Consider the following 14,845-nt stretch of genomic DNA (forward strand, 5'->3'; position numbering starts at 1 on the left):
GAATAGCCAGCCGGTCCGCGTCCAGCGCCTGCGAAGATGCACCGGTGACAGCCAGCAATTGCGGTGGCATTGGATGTGGGGGCCAGCCGGGGCACCCAGCGGGCCAGCGTGGCTTCCAGCTCAGCGGCGTCCACAGGCTTGGCGAGGTAGTCGTCCATGCCAGCGGCCAGGCAGCGTTCCCGGTCGCCGTCCAAGGCGCCGGCGGTCATGGCGATGATGGGAAGGCGGCTGTGCATCCCATCCCGCGTCCGGATGATCCGGGTGGCCTCGAATCCGTCCATCACCGGCATGTGGCAGTCCATCAGGACGGCGTCGTAAAGGGTACCGGCTGTGGCAGCTACGGCTTCGGCGCCGTCGGCCACCACGTCCACCGAGTAGCCGAATTTCGTCACCGTGGCACGGGCCACCAACTGGTTGACCTCGTTATCCTCCACCACCAGGATGTGGCCCCGGGACGCATCCTCGGGGGACAGGTCGCCGGGCGCCGGCTCCCGCGCGGCACCTGACGCCGCATGTGACGCCCCGTGCGGAGCCGGTTCGCCAAGCGTGTGCAGCTCACGCGCGGACATCAGCCGCATCAGCCGGTTGTAGAACTCGGAGCTGCGGACGGGCTTCATGAGCCATTCCCGGACGCCGGCGTCGGTGATCGAGGCTCCGTTGACCTGCATGGTGGAGGTCAGCATGATCAGCTCTATGTCCGCCAGTTTGGGGTCGGCTTTGATCGTGCGGGCCAGCTCGAGGCCATCAGTTTCAGGCATGCAGAGGTCGAGCACGGCAAGGTCGAATGGTTCCCCGGCCGCTGCAGACTCACGTGCCCGGACCAGTGCCGACCGGGCGTCGGGAACCGCCTCCGGCACCAGCTTCCAGCCGCGCAGCTGGGATTCCAGCACCAGGCGGTTGGTGGCGTTGTCATCCACCACCAGAACCCGCAGTCCCGTGAGGAAGCCGGCCGTGGGCACCGGACCCGTTGCCGCGGGCGCAACCGGCAAGGGAATGCGGAACCAGAAGGTGCTGCCCTCACCAGGCACACTCTCCAGCCCTATCTCGCCGTCCATGGCCTCGGTGAGCCTGCTGCAGATGGCCAGGCCCAATCCGGTTCCGCCGTAGCGGCGGGTAGTGGAGGCATCCGCCTGCGAGAACGATTCGAACAACCGCGCATGATCCGCAGGGTCAATGCCGATTCCCGTATCGCGGACTTCAAAGCAGACCATGGCCGTGGACGCGACGTCGGCGGTCCCGCGAGCCGGGTCGCCCGCTATTTTCACGCGGATGGATACCTCGCCCGTGGCGGTGAACTTCACAGCGTTGGACGCAAGATTCAGCAGGACCTGCCGGATCCGGCCGGCATCACCGTGCAGCCGGGCGGGGACCTCGGGTTCGCAGTAGGCGATGAGCTCCAGGTTTTTGGCCTGGGCAGGCTCGGTGAGCAGGCCAGCCACTTCCTCCACCAGGAGCCGGGGATCAAACGGGCGGAAGTCAAGGTCAACTTTTCCCGCCTCCAGCTTTGAGAAGTCCAGGATGTCGTTAATGAGGGCCAACAGGGCCTCGCCGGCACCCTTGACGCCCTGCGCATACTGCTTCTGTGTTTCGTCCAGCGGTGTCTCCAGGAGCAGCGCGGTCAGCCCCACCACGCCGTTCATGGGAGTGCGGATCTCATGGCTCATGGTGGCCAGGAATTCGGATTTCAAGCGGCTGGATTCGAGTGCTGCCTCCCGCGCCGCCTGCAGCTCCTTTTCAGCTGCCCTGCGCAACGTGATGTCCCTGGCGATAGCTGCAATCCCGCGGATGTTCCCGCCTTCGCGGATGGGGGAGATGGTTACGGACACCGGGATAACCTCCCCGTCCTTGCGCAGATGCTCGGTTTCGAAGCTCATGGCCTGGCCGCTTTCGCTGAGCTGCTCGAACACCTCGTCGTCCGCGTCGGTGCTGCCCGGCGGGAGAAGCATGCGCGCGTTGTGGCCTATCGCTTCCGAAGCCGTGTAGCCGTATTGCTGCTCGGCCCCGGGGTTCCAGCTGGTGATGATCCCGTCCGGGGTGGTGCTCAGGATGGCGTCCCTGGAGGAGTTCACAATTGCGCCGAGGCCTTCCAGCTCCGCTGTCCGGACGGCGACCTCGTTCTCCAGCCCGTTGGTCAGGGAGAGGTTCTCGATGATGATCAGCACCTGGCGGACCAGGATGATGACCACGGTGACCCGGGCAACCACCAGCAGGAACGAGCTCATTTCGTCAACGTGCGGGGCGGCGATCAGGACAACGGCCACCAGGATCGGTGGGTAGGGAAGCAGTTCCTGGGCCAACGCAAACGCCCGGCGGTCCGGCAGCGGCTTCTCGGCGTAGGGGAGCAACGGCGCAAGGGCAATAAGGAGGAAGGCGCTGATCCAGCCCAGGGCAAGCGGCGAACCGGTGACTCCAGTGACACCGTCGAACGTTAACCGCACGTAGGTGCTGTCGGTGATGGTGAGGATGAGCAGGCCGCCGCCGAAGCAGAGCCAAGGGAGCCGTTCGCCGGACTGGCGGCGCATCCCAAGCACCAGCACCAGCGACGTGATGATCACGTCAACAACCGGATAGGCCATGGTGGTGAGCCGGGTCAGGAGCCCGCCCTCCGAGCTGATGGCCGTCTCCAAGGTGGTATACCAGCTGATCACCAGCACCGACCCGGCGATGACCGCGGCGTCCAACACTGTCCGGAGCAGCCCCACCCGGGTGGTGCCGCCGGGCCTTCTAAAGCTGAAAAGGGCGACGGCGGCGGGGACTGAGTAGCTGATGAACAGGGCGTCCGCCAGGGACGGGAAAGGGTACATGTGGTTGTTGGCGAGGCCGAAGAACGTCCAAACGGCCATACCGGCGGCCCAGACATAGGCGGCTGCCGACATCAGGGTCCACGCCCTGGCGTTCACGCCGCCGCGCACCGCAGCCCGTCCGCAGCTGAAACCGGCAAGAAGGGCGGCCATCAGGATGGCAAAGTCACCGGCAATGACCGCCGCGGGTGTGCCGTTGGTCGCGGCGAAGAACGTTCCGAGCACGCCCTGCAGCACTGCAGCAAGCAAGATCAGCCATCCCAGCGTGGCCTTGCTCCTACCGGCGGCGGGACGTGGCTCCAGGAGACCAGTCTGAGACACGCGGATCCCTCCCCATACATGCGCCTGCACCCACATTGAGACGAGACCGGGGCCGCCCGAGACCTGGGCGGAGGCGCATCCTGATGATATCCCTTAAGACTCAAAAGCGAGCGCCTCGAGCGCCTGCCGTGCGTTCAACAATGCCTGCTCGAACCGATGGCCCGGCTCCGGTCGCGAGAACAGGTAGCCTTGCAGCGAATCGCACTCAAGCCCGATCAGGTAGTTGGCCTGCTCCCGGGTCTCGATTCCTTCCGCGGTGACGGTCAGTCCCAGGCTGTGCGCCATGTTGATCATGGAACTGAGGATGGGGAGGCGTTCGTTCCCGGTCCGCACCATGGACACAAAGGTCTTATCGATCTTGACGATGTCCACGGGCAGGTCCTGCAGCCGGCCGAGGGATGAATATCCCGTGCCGAAGTCGTCCAGGGCTACCCTGGCTCCCGCTTGCCGGAGGCTGCCCAGCTGGCGGATCACATGGCAGTCGGCGTCGAAGAACACACTCTCCGTGACCTCCAGGACCAGCTGATAAGCAGCCACCCCGCTGACCTCGGCCAGACGCAGCACCCGCTCATCAAAATCAGGTGCCAGCAGCTGCACCCCGGACACATTGACGGACAGTGAACGGGACGGATCGGCCCGCAGCCAGGGGGCCACCCGTGCCAGGCTCTGGGCCATCACCTCGGTCCCGATCTCGTTGATCAGGCCGCTCCGCTCCGCCATCGGAATGAAGACTGTGGGAGGGATCCCCTCGCCGTCGCGGTTCCAGCGCGCCAGTGCTTCAAACTTGACCACCCGGCCCATGCGCGGGGAGACGATGGGCTGGAGGTCCACGGAAATTTCGCCCCGGGCCACTGCCAGCTGCAGGGCCGCCTCCATGTCGGTGCGCTGGACCAGGGCGGTCATCATGTCCGGATGGAACCGGAGGAACCGGTTCTTCCCGGCGGCCTTGGCCGCATACATGGCGATGTCCGCCTCACGCAGCAGCTCGGATGGGACCACCGCGTCCTTGCCGATGGAAGCCAGGCCCAGGCTCAGGCTGGGCCGCAGCATGGTCCCTTCAATCCACACGGGGACATTCAGGCACCGGATAATGCAGGCCGCCGTGGCCTCCACGTCAGGGCATGCAGTCAGCAGCACCACAAATTCGTCGCCGCCCAGCCGGGCCACGACATCGGCGGTAGGGGTGCAGCCGCGAAGCCGGCGCGCCACCTCCACCAGCATGTCGTCGCCGGCCTGGTGGCCCAGGATGTCGTTGACCTCCTTGAAGTCATCCAGGTCGATCAGCAGGACGTCAACGGACTTGAGGCGTGGTTCGCGCAGGGCTACAGCGAGAGCCTCGTTGAACACCGCCCGGTTGGCCAGACCGGTCAGCGGATCCTGGAAGGCCAGCGCCCTCAGCTGCTCGGCCTGCGCCGCAAGGTCCCGCATGGCCTGATGAGCCTGCTCCTGTGCTTCGCGGCGCGGCGTCACATCGCGGAAGCTCCACACCCGGCCCGCAATCCGGTGGCCCACTTTCTGGGGACGCGAATACCTTTCGAAGGTCCGGCCGTCCACCAGATCCACCACGTCATGGCTCTCCGCTGCGGGGTTGTCCGTCACCTCGGTGATCCGGGCCATGAAAGCCGCCGGATCCTGCACCTGGGACATCACCACACCCATGGCGGGTTCCTCCGACCCGGCTTCCATATACTCGGGCGGAATGCCCCACATCTTCAGGAACTGGTCATTGAGGCCCGCCACCTTGCCCGTTGAGCTGATGACCAGGATTCCGTCGGCGGTGGATTCGAGCGTGGCCGTCAGCAGCGACAAGGCCTCGCGCAGGTCCGCGTCCTTGCGGTGCCCAGTGCCGCGGAGGGAAACGAGCAGCAGCTGCGAGCCGCCGTCGTCGATCAGGGAGCCGGCCATCTCCGCGGCGAATTCGGTGCCGTCGCAGTGCAGGCCGTAGACCTCCCGCGGCGGCAGGGGTTCATCAGGCTGCGCTGTCAAATGTTCCAGCAGCTGGGAGGTTTCGTTCCGGAACCCTTCGGAGAGGAGCCACCGGTGGCTGGCTCCGACCAGCTGATCACGCGGGTAGCCGAACAGCCTGGACGCGGCCGCGTTCGCGAGTCTGATGGTGCCGTCCGGATTGAGCACCAGGAGGGCGTCAGGGCTGGCATCCAGGAGCGCACCGAAAGCAGGTACCGCAAAATCCTTGTTCTTTTGCCGCTTGGATCCCCCCATGCGCAACCACCCCCACGCACATCATAAAGTGCCGCCGCTGGCGACGGAACGTCAAAGCGTCTTTTCCGGGCGGGCGCGGCACCCCCGGCTGCTGCAATTGGCGCCGATTGCGGCCCCGGGAATCAGCGGCACGGTTAGGAGTGACGCATTTTGGCCATGCTGGCCGCCGGATCCGCCCGGACAGCGGAATGACCTGCATTGGTGCCCAGCCCGCGGACCACCCACCCCGCGGCCTGCCAGGCCGCTGCGTCCAGTACGTTGCGCGCATCAAGCATGACCCGTCGTCGCACCAGCCCGCCCGCCGCGGCAGGGGACAGCCGGCGGTATTCGTCCCATTCCGTCAGGAGCAGCACCAGATCGGCACCCTCCAGGGCACGCGACGTGGCGGCCTCGAACCGCAGCTGGGGAAACCGCAGCCAAGCATGGTTGATGGCCTTCGGATCCGTCACCGTCACGTGCGCCCCCGCAGCCGCCAGCTGGACCGCGACGTCCAGGGCGGGGGAATCGCGGATGTCGTCGGTCTCCGGCTTGAAGGAGGCGCCCAGGATGGTGACGGCCCGCCCCGAAAGCCCGCCGCCACACAGCTCTGCTGCGCGCTCCACGGCCCGGGTCCGCTGCCGCAGGTTGATGGAATCCACCACGCCCATCCACTCGTCCACCGGGTCAACGCCCAGGGCCGCCGCCTGCGTCCGGAGGCTGCGGATGTCCTTGGGCAGGCAACCGCCGCCGAAGCCCAGCCCCGCGTGCATGTACCGGCTGCCGATCCGGGGGTCCATGCCCATGGCCTCGCTGAGTTCTGCCACATCAGCGCCCGAGGCGTCGCACAGTTCCGAGATCGCGTTGATGAAACTGACCTTGGTGGCCAGGTACGCGTTGGCGGCCGACTTGATCAGCTCAGCAGTCGCAAAATTGCACACCAGCCGCGGAATCCCCGCATTCAGCAGCGGCTCGTAGACGGCATCCAGGGCCGCAGTCACCGCACGCGGCGCGCCGGTGCGCGGGTTGAACGCCGCGGCACGGCCGCCGGCCACGCCGTACACCAGCCGGTCCGGAACCAGCGTGTCCTTCACCGCGGTGCCCTGCCGCAGGAACTCCGGATTCCAGCCGAGCTGCACGTCCGGCCGCCCCGCCAGGACTCCCTGAAGCATGTCCACGGTGCCTACGGGCACCGTTGATTTACCGACGACGACGGCGCCCCTCGCCAGGTGCGGGAGCAGCGCCCCGGTGGCCGAGACGAGATAGCTGAGATCGGCGCCGTCGGACGTCTTGGCCTGCGGCGTCCCGACGCACAGGAAATGGACCTGGGCCGTGGCAGCCCGGGAGAAGTTGGTGGAGAACGTCAGCCGGCCGGTGGTGCGCCCATCCGCCAGGAGTTCGTCCAGGCCCGGCTCGAAGAAGGGAGCCTGGCCACGGCCGAGCTGCTCCACCCTGGCGGCGTCCACATCGATGCCCACCACGGTGTGGCCCATCGAGGCGAGGGTGGCGGCGTGTACAGCGCCGAGGTAGCCGCAGCCGATCACGGAAATTTTCACAGGGACGCTCCATTTCCGGAGATTGAAGGCATGCTGGACAGGACCTGGCGGTAGTGCTCCTCAAGCTGGCCGCACAGTGCAGGCCACGTCCGGTCCTGGACCGAGGCGTGGGCTGCCGCGGCGAACGCACGGCGCTTGGCGTCGTCGCCTATCAGGTCCATGACCTGTGCCCGGAAGCCTGCCAGGTCGCCGGGCTGGTACAGCCAGCCGGTGCGGGAGTTTTCCACCAGGTCCAGCGGGCCGCCGCGTCCCGTGGCCACCACCGGGACCCCGGACGCCATGGCCTCCTGGATGGTCTGGCAGAACGTTTCGAACTCGCCGGGGTGGACGAAGAGGTCAAAGGATGCCACAGCCCTGGCCAGTTCCTCGCCGCCGAGGAACCCCGTAAAGACCGCGTGCGGGAGGGCTTCCTGCAGGGCCGCCCGCTGGGGGCCGTCGCCCACAACCACGAGCCTGGTGTTCGGGACGTTGGCCAGCGCAGCCAGGTCCTCCACCTGCTTCTCGATCGCCAGCCGGCCCACGTACCCGATGATCCGCTCGCCGCCGGGGGCCACGGAAGCCCGCCACCCGGCGTCGCGCTTTCCGGGCGAGAACCGTGCGGTGTCCACACCGCGGCGCCACATCTCCACCCGCGGAATCCCGCGGCCGCGCAACTGGTTCAGCGCGAAAGTGGATGGGACCAGGGTTCGGGTGGCCAGCAGGTGGATGTTCTCCACCCGGTTCCAGGCCCAGTTCTCCAGGAACGGCACACCGTACCGCGCGGCGTAGCTGGGAACCTCGGTCTGGTAGATCGCAACGGTGGGGATCCCCAGCTGGTGGGCGGCCTGGACGGCCCGCCAGCCCAGGACAAACGGCGAGGCGAGGTGGACGATCTCGGGTGCGTAGTCGGCAAGGATTCGCTTGACCCGGTACACACCGCCCATCGCCACCCGCACATTCGTGTACCCGGCAAGCGGAACAGCCGGGAGCCGGTGCACGCCCGCGCCGTGGACCACCTCGGGGGTTCCCGCGAACTCGGCGACAGCATGGGGTGAGGGCGCAATGACCAGGACGTCGTGGCCCTGGCCCTCCAGGTGCTCCAGCACCCGCAGGATGGAGTGCGTCACCCCGTTCATCAGCGGCAGGAATGACTCGGCAACAATTGCGATCCTCACCCCTCCACGGTGGCCCCGCGGCCTGACGCGGCGGGGGAGGAGGTGTGACGCCGAGGGAAAGGTTGGGTGAACAGGTGGGCTGCGCACAAGGAAAGCCGGTGCAGCTGCCCGCAAAATCGCGTCAACTGCACCGGCCAGTAGGACGAATATTCAGAACTTACAGATCTTCCTCATTCGCGGCTCCTTATTCCCGGCTGGTTATTTCCGGGTTTACCGCCTATCGCTGGCCATGTTCCTTGAGAACAGCCAGCCGGCACCAATCATCAGAACGCCCAGCACAAGGTGGGCCCAGTTGTCCGTCATGTTCAGCGACAGGAAATTGGCCGCCGAATCCACTCCGACACTGAGCCCGAAAATTGCGAGGACGATGTACAGCGCGCCGGCGCCGATGAGGAAGTTCCGGGCGCCGTGTTCCGTGCGGGCCATGGTCAGGCCGGTTGCGCCGATGACCAGCTGCACAATATTGAGCAGCATGGAAACCTGGAACAGGCCGAGGAACATGGCATGGGAATCAGGCCCAAGGAACGTCAATTCGCTGTACTGGGTGGTAATGCCGGGGATAAAGCCCAGGATACCCACCAATAACAGAACAATACCCACACCCATGCCGGCGTTCTGGACGTCTGCGCGCCCAAAATGTACGCCGTGTGCGTGTGGGGATGCGGTAGTCATTTTCTGCCTCCAACCACTGATTGCGGACATACCAATTTTACGGCGGACCTGTGGAAAAAGCGCTGTTGGGCCCCCACGATGAGCTTGGTCTCTTCGGCCGAATGAGCCTGTCGCAAACCGGTGGGTGGGCCCGGCCGTGAAACTATGGAACACGATGAAACTGCGCGCTGATCAGACCGGAGACCGTGGCCTTCCCATGCCCTTGTGGCTGCAGGGAGCCATCGAAACGGCCCAGGCAGCCATCATCTCGGTCCTCGTGGTGGTGGCTCCCATCGTGGCGGTCTGGGCTACGGCCGGATTCCAGAACACCGGCTTCGACGCCCTGGCCCGCCTCGCCGGCCAGGCCTGGCTGCTGATCCACGGTGTGCCCCTGCAGCTGGCCGATTTCGGCTCCGGCACCGCAGGCAGTCCGGGCTCCGGCATGCTGACCCTGGTTCCGCTGGGCCTGACCCTCATTCCGTTCCTGCTTGCCTGGCGTGCCGGGCGGCGCCTTGCCCGCGCTTCCTACACCGACCAGCTCTGGCAGGCGCTCCTCGGCTCCTGGCTGGTCTACTCGGCTTTCGGGGCGGCCACTGGCTTCATCTGCCGCACCCCGGACGTCGTCATTAACATCTGGTACGCCATGGTGATCCCGCTGATCCCGTTCGCGCTGGGCATGGTGATCGGCGCCCGCCGTGAGGCAGGCTCGTGGAGCCGGCTGATCGGCGTCGACGCCGTCGACTGGATCTCGCGCACCAGCCAGCACTCCCGCTGGGCAGGTTCCTACCTCGGGTCCGCCGCCAAGGCCGGTTTCCTGGCGCTCACCTCCGCGCTTGCGCTCGCGTGCGTGCTGCTCGCGGTGGACTTCTTTATCCACTGGAACCTGGTGATTGCGGTCTATGAAGCGCTCGACGCCGGCGCGGTAGGGGGCGCGGCCCTCACCATCGCGCAGCTCGGCTACCTCCCCAACCTGGCGGTGTTTGCACTCGCCTGGGTGTCCGGTTCCGGGTTTGCCATGGGCGTCGGCTCACAGGTGGGACCGCTGGGAACCGCCGTGGGGCCGCTGCCGTCCATCCCGGTCTTTGCAGCCATTCCGTCAGGGCCCCTGGACTACGGTTTTGTGGCTTTGGTGGTGCCGGTCCTCGCCGGGATCCTCGCCGGGTGGTGGTTCCTGCGCGAAGGGGAAAACCACTTCGACGAGTGGCTGTCCATCAAACTGCGCTTCCGCTGGTTTACGGCCTCCGCGTCCACCCTGGCGCTGGGGCTGCTGATCGGCGCCGTCTCCGGACTCCTGGCAGCCGGGCTTGCCTGGCTGGCCCGCGGCTCCGCCGGCCTGGGGCGGCTCACGTCCATCGGCCCCGACCCGTTGTGGACAGGCCTCTGGATTGCCGCGGAGGTGGGCATCGGCGTCGTGATCGGTTATGCCGCCGGACCGTGGCTGGAACGCCGCCAACAGGTGGAAGAGGAAGCGGAACTGGTCCGCTGAGCCCGGGCGGCTAGCGGAGGCCCGGCAGCGAGCTTTCAAGCTGGACGCGGCAGCCGGACAGCGCCTGGTCTGTGAGGGCCTGCCGTGAGCAGGCCTGGAAGTCCCGGACCTGGTCGAAGAACACGGCAGTCACGAGGATGACCAGCACCATGACAAGCATGACCACCAGCCCGGAAATGGTGCCCGCAAGGACGAGTTTGGATTCCTTCAGCTTCGCGGAACGGACCAGCAGGATGATTCCGATGACCAGGCTCGCGACGGTCAGGATGCTGGTGAGCCAGAGGTAGCTGACGTCGAGCTGGTAGACAAAGAAGGCGCCCAGCACGGTGACAATGAAGATGCGGAACAGGTTGCGGGTCTTGCCCAGCGAGCTTTTGGCGGCTTCGCTGAGCGGCGGTTTGGTGCGCTGCTTTTCGGCCGGTTCCATGGAGGGGTTCATTTTTCCAGCCTACGCGAGCCTGCCCATAAGCTAGACCCATGCGCATCGTAGTCCTCGTCTCCGGAACCGGCTCCAACCTCCAGGCTGTCATTGACGCCACAAAGTCAGGGGAGCTGGACGTTGAGATCGCAGCGGTGGGTGCCGACCGGGAGGGGACCTACGGCGTCGAACGCGCTTCCGAGGCGGGGCTGGAGACGTTCGTGGTCAACTTCAATTCGTTCCCCACCCGCGCCGAATGGGACGCGGCCCTGACCGCCCGGGTGGCTTCCTATGCCCCGGACGTGGTGGTCTCCTCCGGCTTCATGCGCATCGTCAGCGCCGACTTCATCGCTGCCTTCAACGGCAGATACCTCAACACCCACCCCGCCCTGCTGCCGTCCTTCCCCGGTGCGCATGGGGTCCGGGACGCCATGGCCTATGGCGTGAAGGTCACCGGCTGCACCGTTCACTGGGCCGACGCCGGAATGGATACCGGACCCATCATCGCCCAGGAAGCGGTGGCGATCGAAGACTCGGATACCGAGGAAACCCTGCACGAAAAGATCAAGGTGGTGGAGCGCCGGCTCCTGATCTCCACCCTGGCTTCGCTCGCCGCAGCATCATCCACCGCAGCCCGAAGCTGATCCTGCGGGGACCTGCACAGCAAAAGGCGCCGCTTCCCTTTCGGGAAACGGCGCCTTTGCTGCTTGGTGCTCTGGTGGTCAGGCGCGGGTGCGGCTGCGTCCTGTCACTGCGCCGTAAACCAGCAGGACAATAACGGAGCCCAGAATGGCCAACAGCCATGTCCGGATATCGAAGAATTCAGCCAGGCCGCCGCCAAAGATCAGCGATCCGATCCAGCCGCCCAGCAAGGCTCCTACGACGCCAAGTACCAGGGTCATGACCCAGCCGATGCCCTGCTTTCCGGGCAGGATGAGCTTGGCGATGGCTCCCGCAATCAAGCCCAAAATGAGAAATCCGATAATGCCCATGTTGCCACTTCCTTCTCAGTAAGTTGGTGCCAAACCCCCATGCCGACCCCCTCAGTTAATCAGCGTGCTTACCGTTCCGCAAGGTTTCAATTATCACGAGATGACCGCTATTTACTCCGGCCGTCAACAACCTTAACTGTTACTCCAGGCGGCGCTGCTTGGTCTCGGGGGAGAAGAAGGCCATCCACAGCACGGCGAGCAGGACCAGGCCCCCGGCCAGCGCAAAGGACGTGGCCAGGCCCAGCTCCGGCCAGAAGTAGTTGGCGAAGATGAGCGGGCCCAAGCCTGCGCCCAGCCGGGAGAACGTAGAAGCCCAGCCGAACCCCGTGCCACGGAGCTCGGTGGGGTACAGCTCCGACACGTAGGCATAAAGAACCGGAATGGCCACCTGCACCACAAACCCGAACACCAGCAGCCAGAACACGGCAGCGGTGGGGATATCCACCACAAAGGCCACGATCACCAGGGTCAGTGCGGACAGCGGGCCCGTGATGGCCAGGATCCATTTGCGGCCGACCCGCTCCACGAGCAGCGCGGCCACGATGACGCCCAGCAGGCCGACGGCGGCCATGGACGCCGTCGTGAGGAACGCCTTGTACTCCGCGAAGCCGGCGCCGATCAGGATCCGGGGCATCCAGGTGAGGGACAGGTAGTAGACCAGGAGAATGCTGAAGAACAGGGCCCACGCAGTGGCGGTGATCTTCCAGTTGAACTGCCAGACCAGCTTGAGCTGATGCCACGCGCTGCCGGCCGAGAGCCGGGGGACTTCCTGCGCGTCCGGGAGGCTGTAGGCACGGGGCTCTGCGCCGGTTGCTGCCACCAGCTCATCGATGACCTTCGCCGCTTCCTCGCGCCTGCCTTTGCGGATCAGGAACAGCGGGGATTCGGGGACACTGCGCCGGACCCAGAAGACCAGGAGCGCGGGCAGGACCATCACCAGCATGGTCAGGCGCCAGTCGCCGAAAATGCCCACCAGGGCGGCGGAAACAAAACCGGCGAGTGCCGCGCCGATAGGCCACCAGCCATCCATGGCAGTCAGGACCCTGCCGCGCTGCTTCCGCGGCGTGAACTCACCCACCAGGGCGTAGTCCACGGGAATGCAGCCGCCCAGCCCGAACCCGGCCATAAAGCGGAAAACGCAGAACCAGATGAAGTCAGGGGAGAAAGCGCCCAGCACGGTGAACAGGGAGAAGATCAGCAGGGTGGCCGTGAAGGCTTTCTTTCGCCCGATCGTGTCCGCGATGGTGCCCCATACGAAGGCGCCGAGGGCCATGCCGATCAGGTTGGCTGTGCCCACCCAGGCCACCTCGCCCGGAGCAAGCGCCCAGTGCGTGGAAAGCAGCGGAATCAGGATGCCGTTGAGCGTGACGTCCCAGGCGTCGAACATGAAGCCGAGGCCGCCGATCAGGAAGATCCTGCCCTGCACCTTCCACCGCCACGGCAGTTCCTGCACCACCTGTTCGCCACTGGGCACAGTCGTATAAGTATTCATCTCGGCCTCCTGCCTAAATCTTAGAGGCAACCAGGGGCGGGGCCGGCTCGCTGCTGCGACGCGATAAACTGGGCCTATCCCCACCAACCGCGGCCATTGCCCGCGAGATAAGACGGAGACTTTTGTGAGCTTGCCGCAGCCTGACCGTGTATCCATCGACCGAGTCCCCATTCGCCGGGCACTGATTTCGGTTTACGACAAGACCGGTCTGGAGGAACTCGCCACGGGCCTGCACGCAGCGGGCGTGAAGATCGTCTCCACCGGCTCCACTGCCAAGAAGATCGCCGCGGCAGGCATTCCGGTCCAGGAAGTCGAAGAAGTCACCGGCTCCCCGGAAATGCTCGACGGCCGCGTCAAGACCCTGCACCCCCGCGTTCACGGCGGCATCCTCGCGGACCGCCGCGTCCCCGCGCACATGGAAACCCTGGCCGGCATGGAGATTGAAACCTTCGACCTCGTGGTGGTGAACCTGTACCCCTTCGTCGAGACGGTCAAGTCCGGCGCACCGCAGGACGACGTCGTGGAGCAGATCGACATCGGCGGCCCCGCCATGGTGCGTTCCGCCGCGAAGAACCACGCCGCCGTCGCCATTGTTGTTGACCCCGGCTTCTACGGTGACGTGGTCACCGCCGCCGCTGAAGGCGGCTTTGACCTGAAGACCCGGCGCAGGCTCGCCGCCAAGGCGTTCGCGCACACCGCGTCCTACGACAACGCCGTGGCCTCCTGGACTGCCAGCCAGTTCCTCGACGAAGACGGCGACGGCGTCATCGACTGGCCTGCCTACGCCGGCCTGTCGCTGGAGCGCTCCGAAGTCCTCCGCTACGGCGAGAACCCGCACCAGCAGGCAGCCCTCTACGTGGACAAGGCAGCCCCTGCCGGCATCGCCCAGGCGGACCAGCTGCACGGCAAGGCCATGAGCTACAACAACTTCGTCGACGCCGACGCAGCCCTCCGCGCCGCGTTCGACTTTGCCGAGCCGGCAGTCGCCATCATCAAGCACGCCAACCCCTGCGGTGTTGCCGTCGGCGCTGCCGACGCCGAGGACCCGATCGCGGACGCGCACGCCAAGGCCCACGCCTGCGATCCGGTCTCCGCGTTCGGCGGCGTCATCGCTGCGAACCGCACTGTCACCGCCGGGATGGCACGAACCGTTGCCGGCATCTTCACCGAAGTGGTCATCGCGCCGGCCTTCGAACCCGAAGCCGTGGAGATCCTGTCCCAGAAAAAGAACATCCGCCTCCTGACCCTTCCGGAAGGCTACGGCCGCTACCCGTCCGAGATCCGCCAGGTCTCCGGCGGCGTGCTGGTCCAGGTCGCAGACAAGGTGGACGCCGACGGTGACAACCCCGCCAACTGGACCCTTGCCGCCGGCGAAGCTGCTGACGCGAAGACCCTCGCGGACCTCGCCTTCGCCTGGACCGCCTGCCGCGCCGCCAAATCGAACGCCATCCTGATCGCTGCCGACGGCGCCGCCGTGGGCATCGGCATGGGCCAGGTCAACCGGCTGGATTCCTGCCGCCTCGCCGTAGAGCGGGCCAACACGCTCGGCGTAACGGTGAAGTCCGACGTCGACGGTGCCGGCGGCGCCTCAAACGCCGACGCTTCGGGTGCTCCGGAACGTGCCCGCGGGGCTGTTGCGGCTTCGGATGCGTTCTTCCCGTTCGCTGACGGCCTGCAGATCCTGATCGACGCCGGCGTCCGCGCCGTGGTCCAGCCCGGCGGTTCGGTCCGGGATGAGGAAGTCATCGCCGCTGCCAACGCGGCCGGCGTCACTATGT

Annotated in this window: 11 protein-coding genes; 3 read left to right on the forward strand and 8 right to left on the reverse strand. The window is 66.2% G+C overall.

Annotated features, from left to right (window positions below):
- The 5 genes from DBR22_RS17910 to DBR22_RS17930 all read right to left on the reverse strand — a co-directional run.
- On the reverse strand, window positions 1-3,122 hold a 3,122-nt coding region (locus DBR22_RS17910), incomplete at its 3' end, for a response regulator (RefSeq protein WP_181365236.1).
- Window positions 3,123-3,215: 93 nt separating this feature from the next.
- Window positions 3,216-5,342: a putative bifunctional diguanylate cyclase/phosphodiesterase gene (locus DBR22_RS17915; protein ID WP_108600130.1), complete on the reverse strand. Its 2,127-nt coding sequence runs from the start codon at window positions 5,340-5,342 to the stop codon at window positions 3,216-3,218.
- A gap of 134 nt (window positions 5,343-5,476) precedes the next feature.
- Window positions 5,477-6,874 (reverse strand): UDP-glucose dehydrogenase family protein, encoded by a 1,398-nt coding sequence (locus DBR22_RS17920; protein WP_108600131.1) that lies wholly within the window; start codon window positions 6,872-6,874, stop codon window positions 5,477-5,479.
- Window positions 6,871-8,028 (reverse strand): glycosyltransferase family 4 protein, encoded by a 1,158-nt coding sequence (locus tag DBR22_RS17925; RefSeq protein WP_181365237.1) that lies wholly within the window; start codon window positions 8,026-8,028, stop codon window positions 6,871-6,873. Before DBR22_RS17925 ends, DBR22_RS17920 begins: the two co-directional genes overlap by 4 nt.
- 210 nt (window positions 8,029-8,238) lie before the next feature.
- On the reverse strand, window positions 8,239-8,700 hold the full coding sequence (locus tag DBR22_RS17930) for a DUF4383 domain-containing protein (protein ID WP_108600132.1): 462 nt from the start codon (window positions 8,698-8,700) through the stop codon (window positions 8,239-8,241).
- Window positions 8,701-8,854: 154 nt separating this feature from the next.
- On the opposite strand from DBR22_RS17930, the gene DBR22_RS17935 reads away from it, so the two are divergent.
- On the forward strand, window positions 8,855-10,165 hold the full coding sequence (locus tag DBR22_RS17935) for a cell division protein PerM (protein WP_108600133.1): 1,311 nt from the start codon (window positions 8,855-8,857) through the stop codon (window positions 10,163-10,165).
- 10 nt (window positions 10,166-10,175) lie between these two features.
- Here DBR22_RS17935 and DBR22_RS17940 read toward each other — a convergent pair whose 3' ends face one another.
- Window positions 10,176-10,604, reverse strand: coding sequence for a hypothetical protein (locus tag DBR22_RS17940; RefSeq protein ID WP_108600134.1), 429 nt, complete (start codon window positions 10,602-10,604; stop codon window positions 10,176-10,178).
- A gap of 38 nt (window positions 10,605-10,642) precedes the next feature.
- Between DBR22_RS17940 and purN the strand changes: the two genes are divergently transcribed.
- Window positions 10,643-11,227: a phosphoribosylglycinamide formyltransferase gene (gene purN / locus DBR22_RS17945; RefSeq protein WP_108600135.1), complete on the forward strand. Its 585-nt coding sequence runs from the start codon at window positions 10,643-10,645 to the stop codon at window positions 11,225-11,227.
- Between the two features lie 78 nt (window positions 11,228-11,305).
- Here purN and DBR22_RS17950 read toward each other — a convergent pair whose 3' ends face one another.
- A complete protein-coding gene (locus DBR22_RS17950) occupies window positions 11,306-11,575 on the reverse strand; it encodes a GlsB/YeaQ/YmgE family stress response membrane protein (protein ID WP_108600136.1) in 270 nt (89 codons plus the stop codon).
- Window positions 11,576-11,714: 139 nt separating this feature from the next.
- The gene (locus DBR22_RS17955) at window positions 11,715-13,067 is read right to left on the reverse strand and encodes an MFS transporter (protein WP_108600137.1); all 1,353 of its coding nucleotides are present in this window, start codon (window positions 13,065-13,067) and stop codon (window positions 11,715-11,717) included.
- Window positions 13,068-13,191: 124 nt separating this feature from the next.
- Between DBR22_RS17955 and purH the strand changes: the two genes are divergently transcribed.
- Window positions 13,192-14,845: bifunctional phosphoribosylaminoimidazolecarboxamide formyltransferase/IMP cyclohydrolase (gene purH, locus DBR22_RS17960; RefSeq protein WP_108600138.1), on the forward strand; the 1,654-nt coding region annotated here is incomplete at its 3' end.

Origin of the sequence: Arthrobacter sp. HMWF013 (genome assembly GCF_003061105.1) — a bacterium.
Taxonomy (GTDB): domain Bacteria; phylum Actinomycetota; class Actinomycetes; order Actinomycetales; family Micrococcaceae; genus Arthrobacter.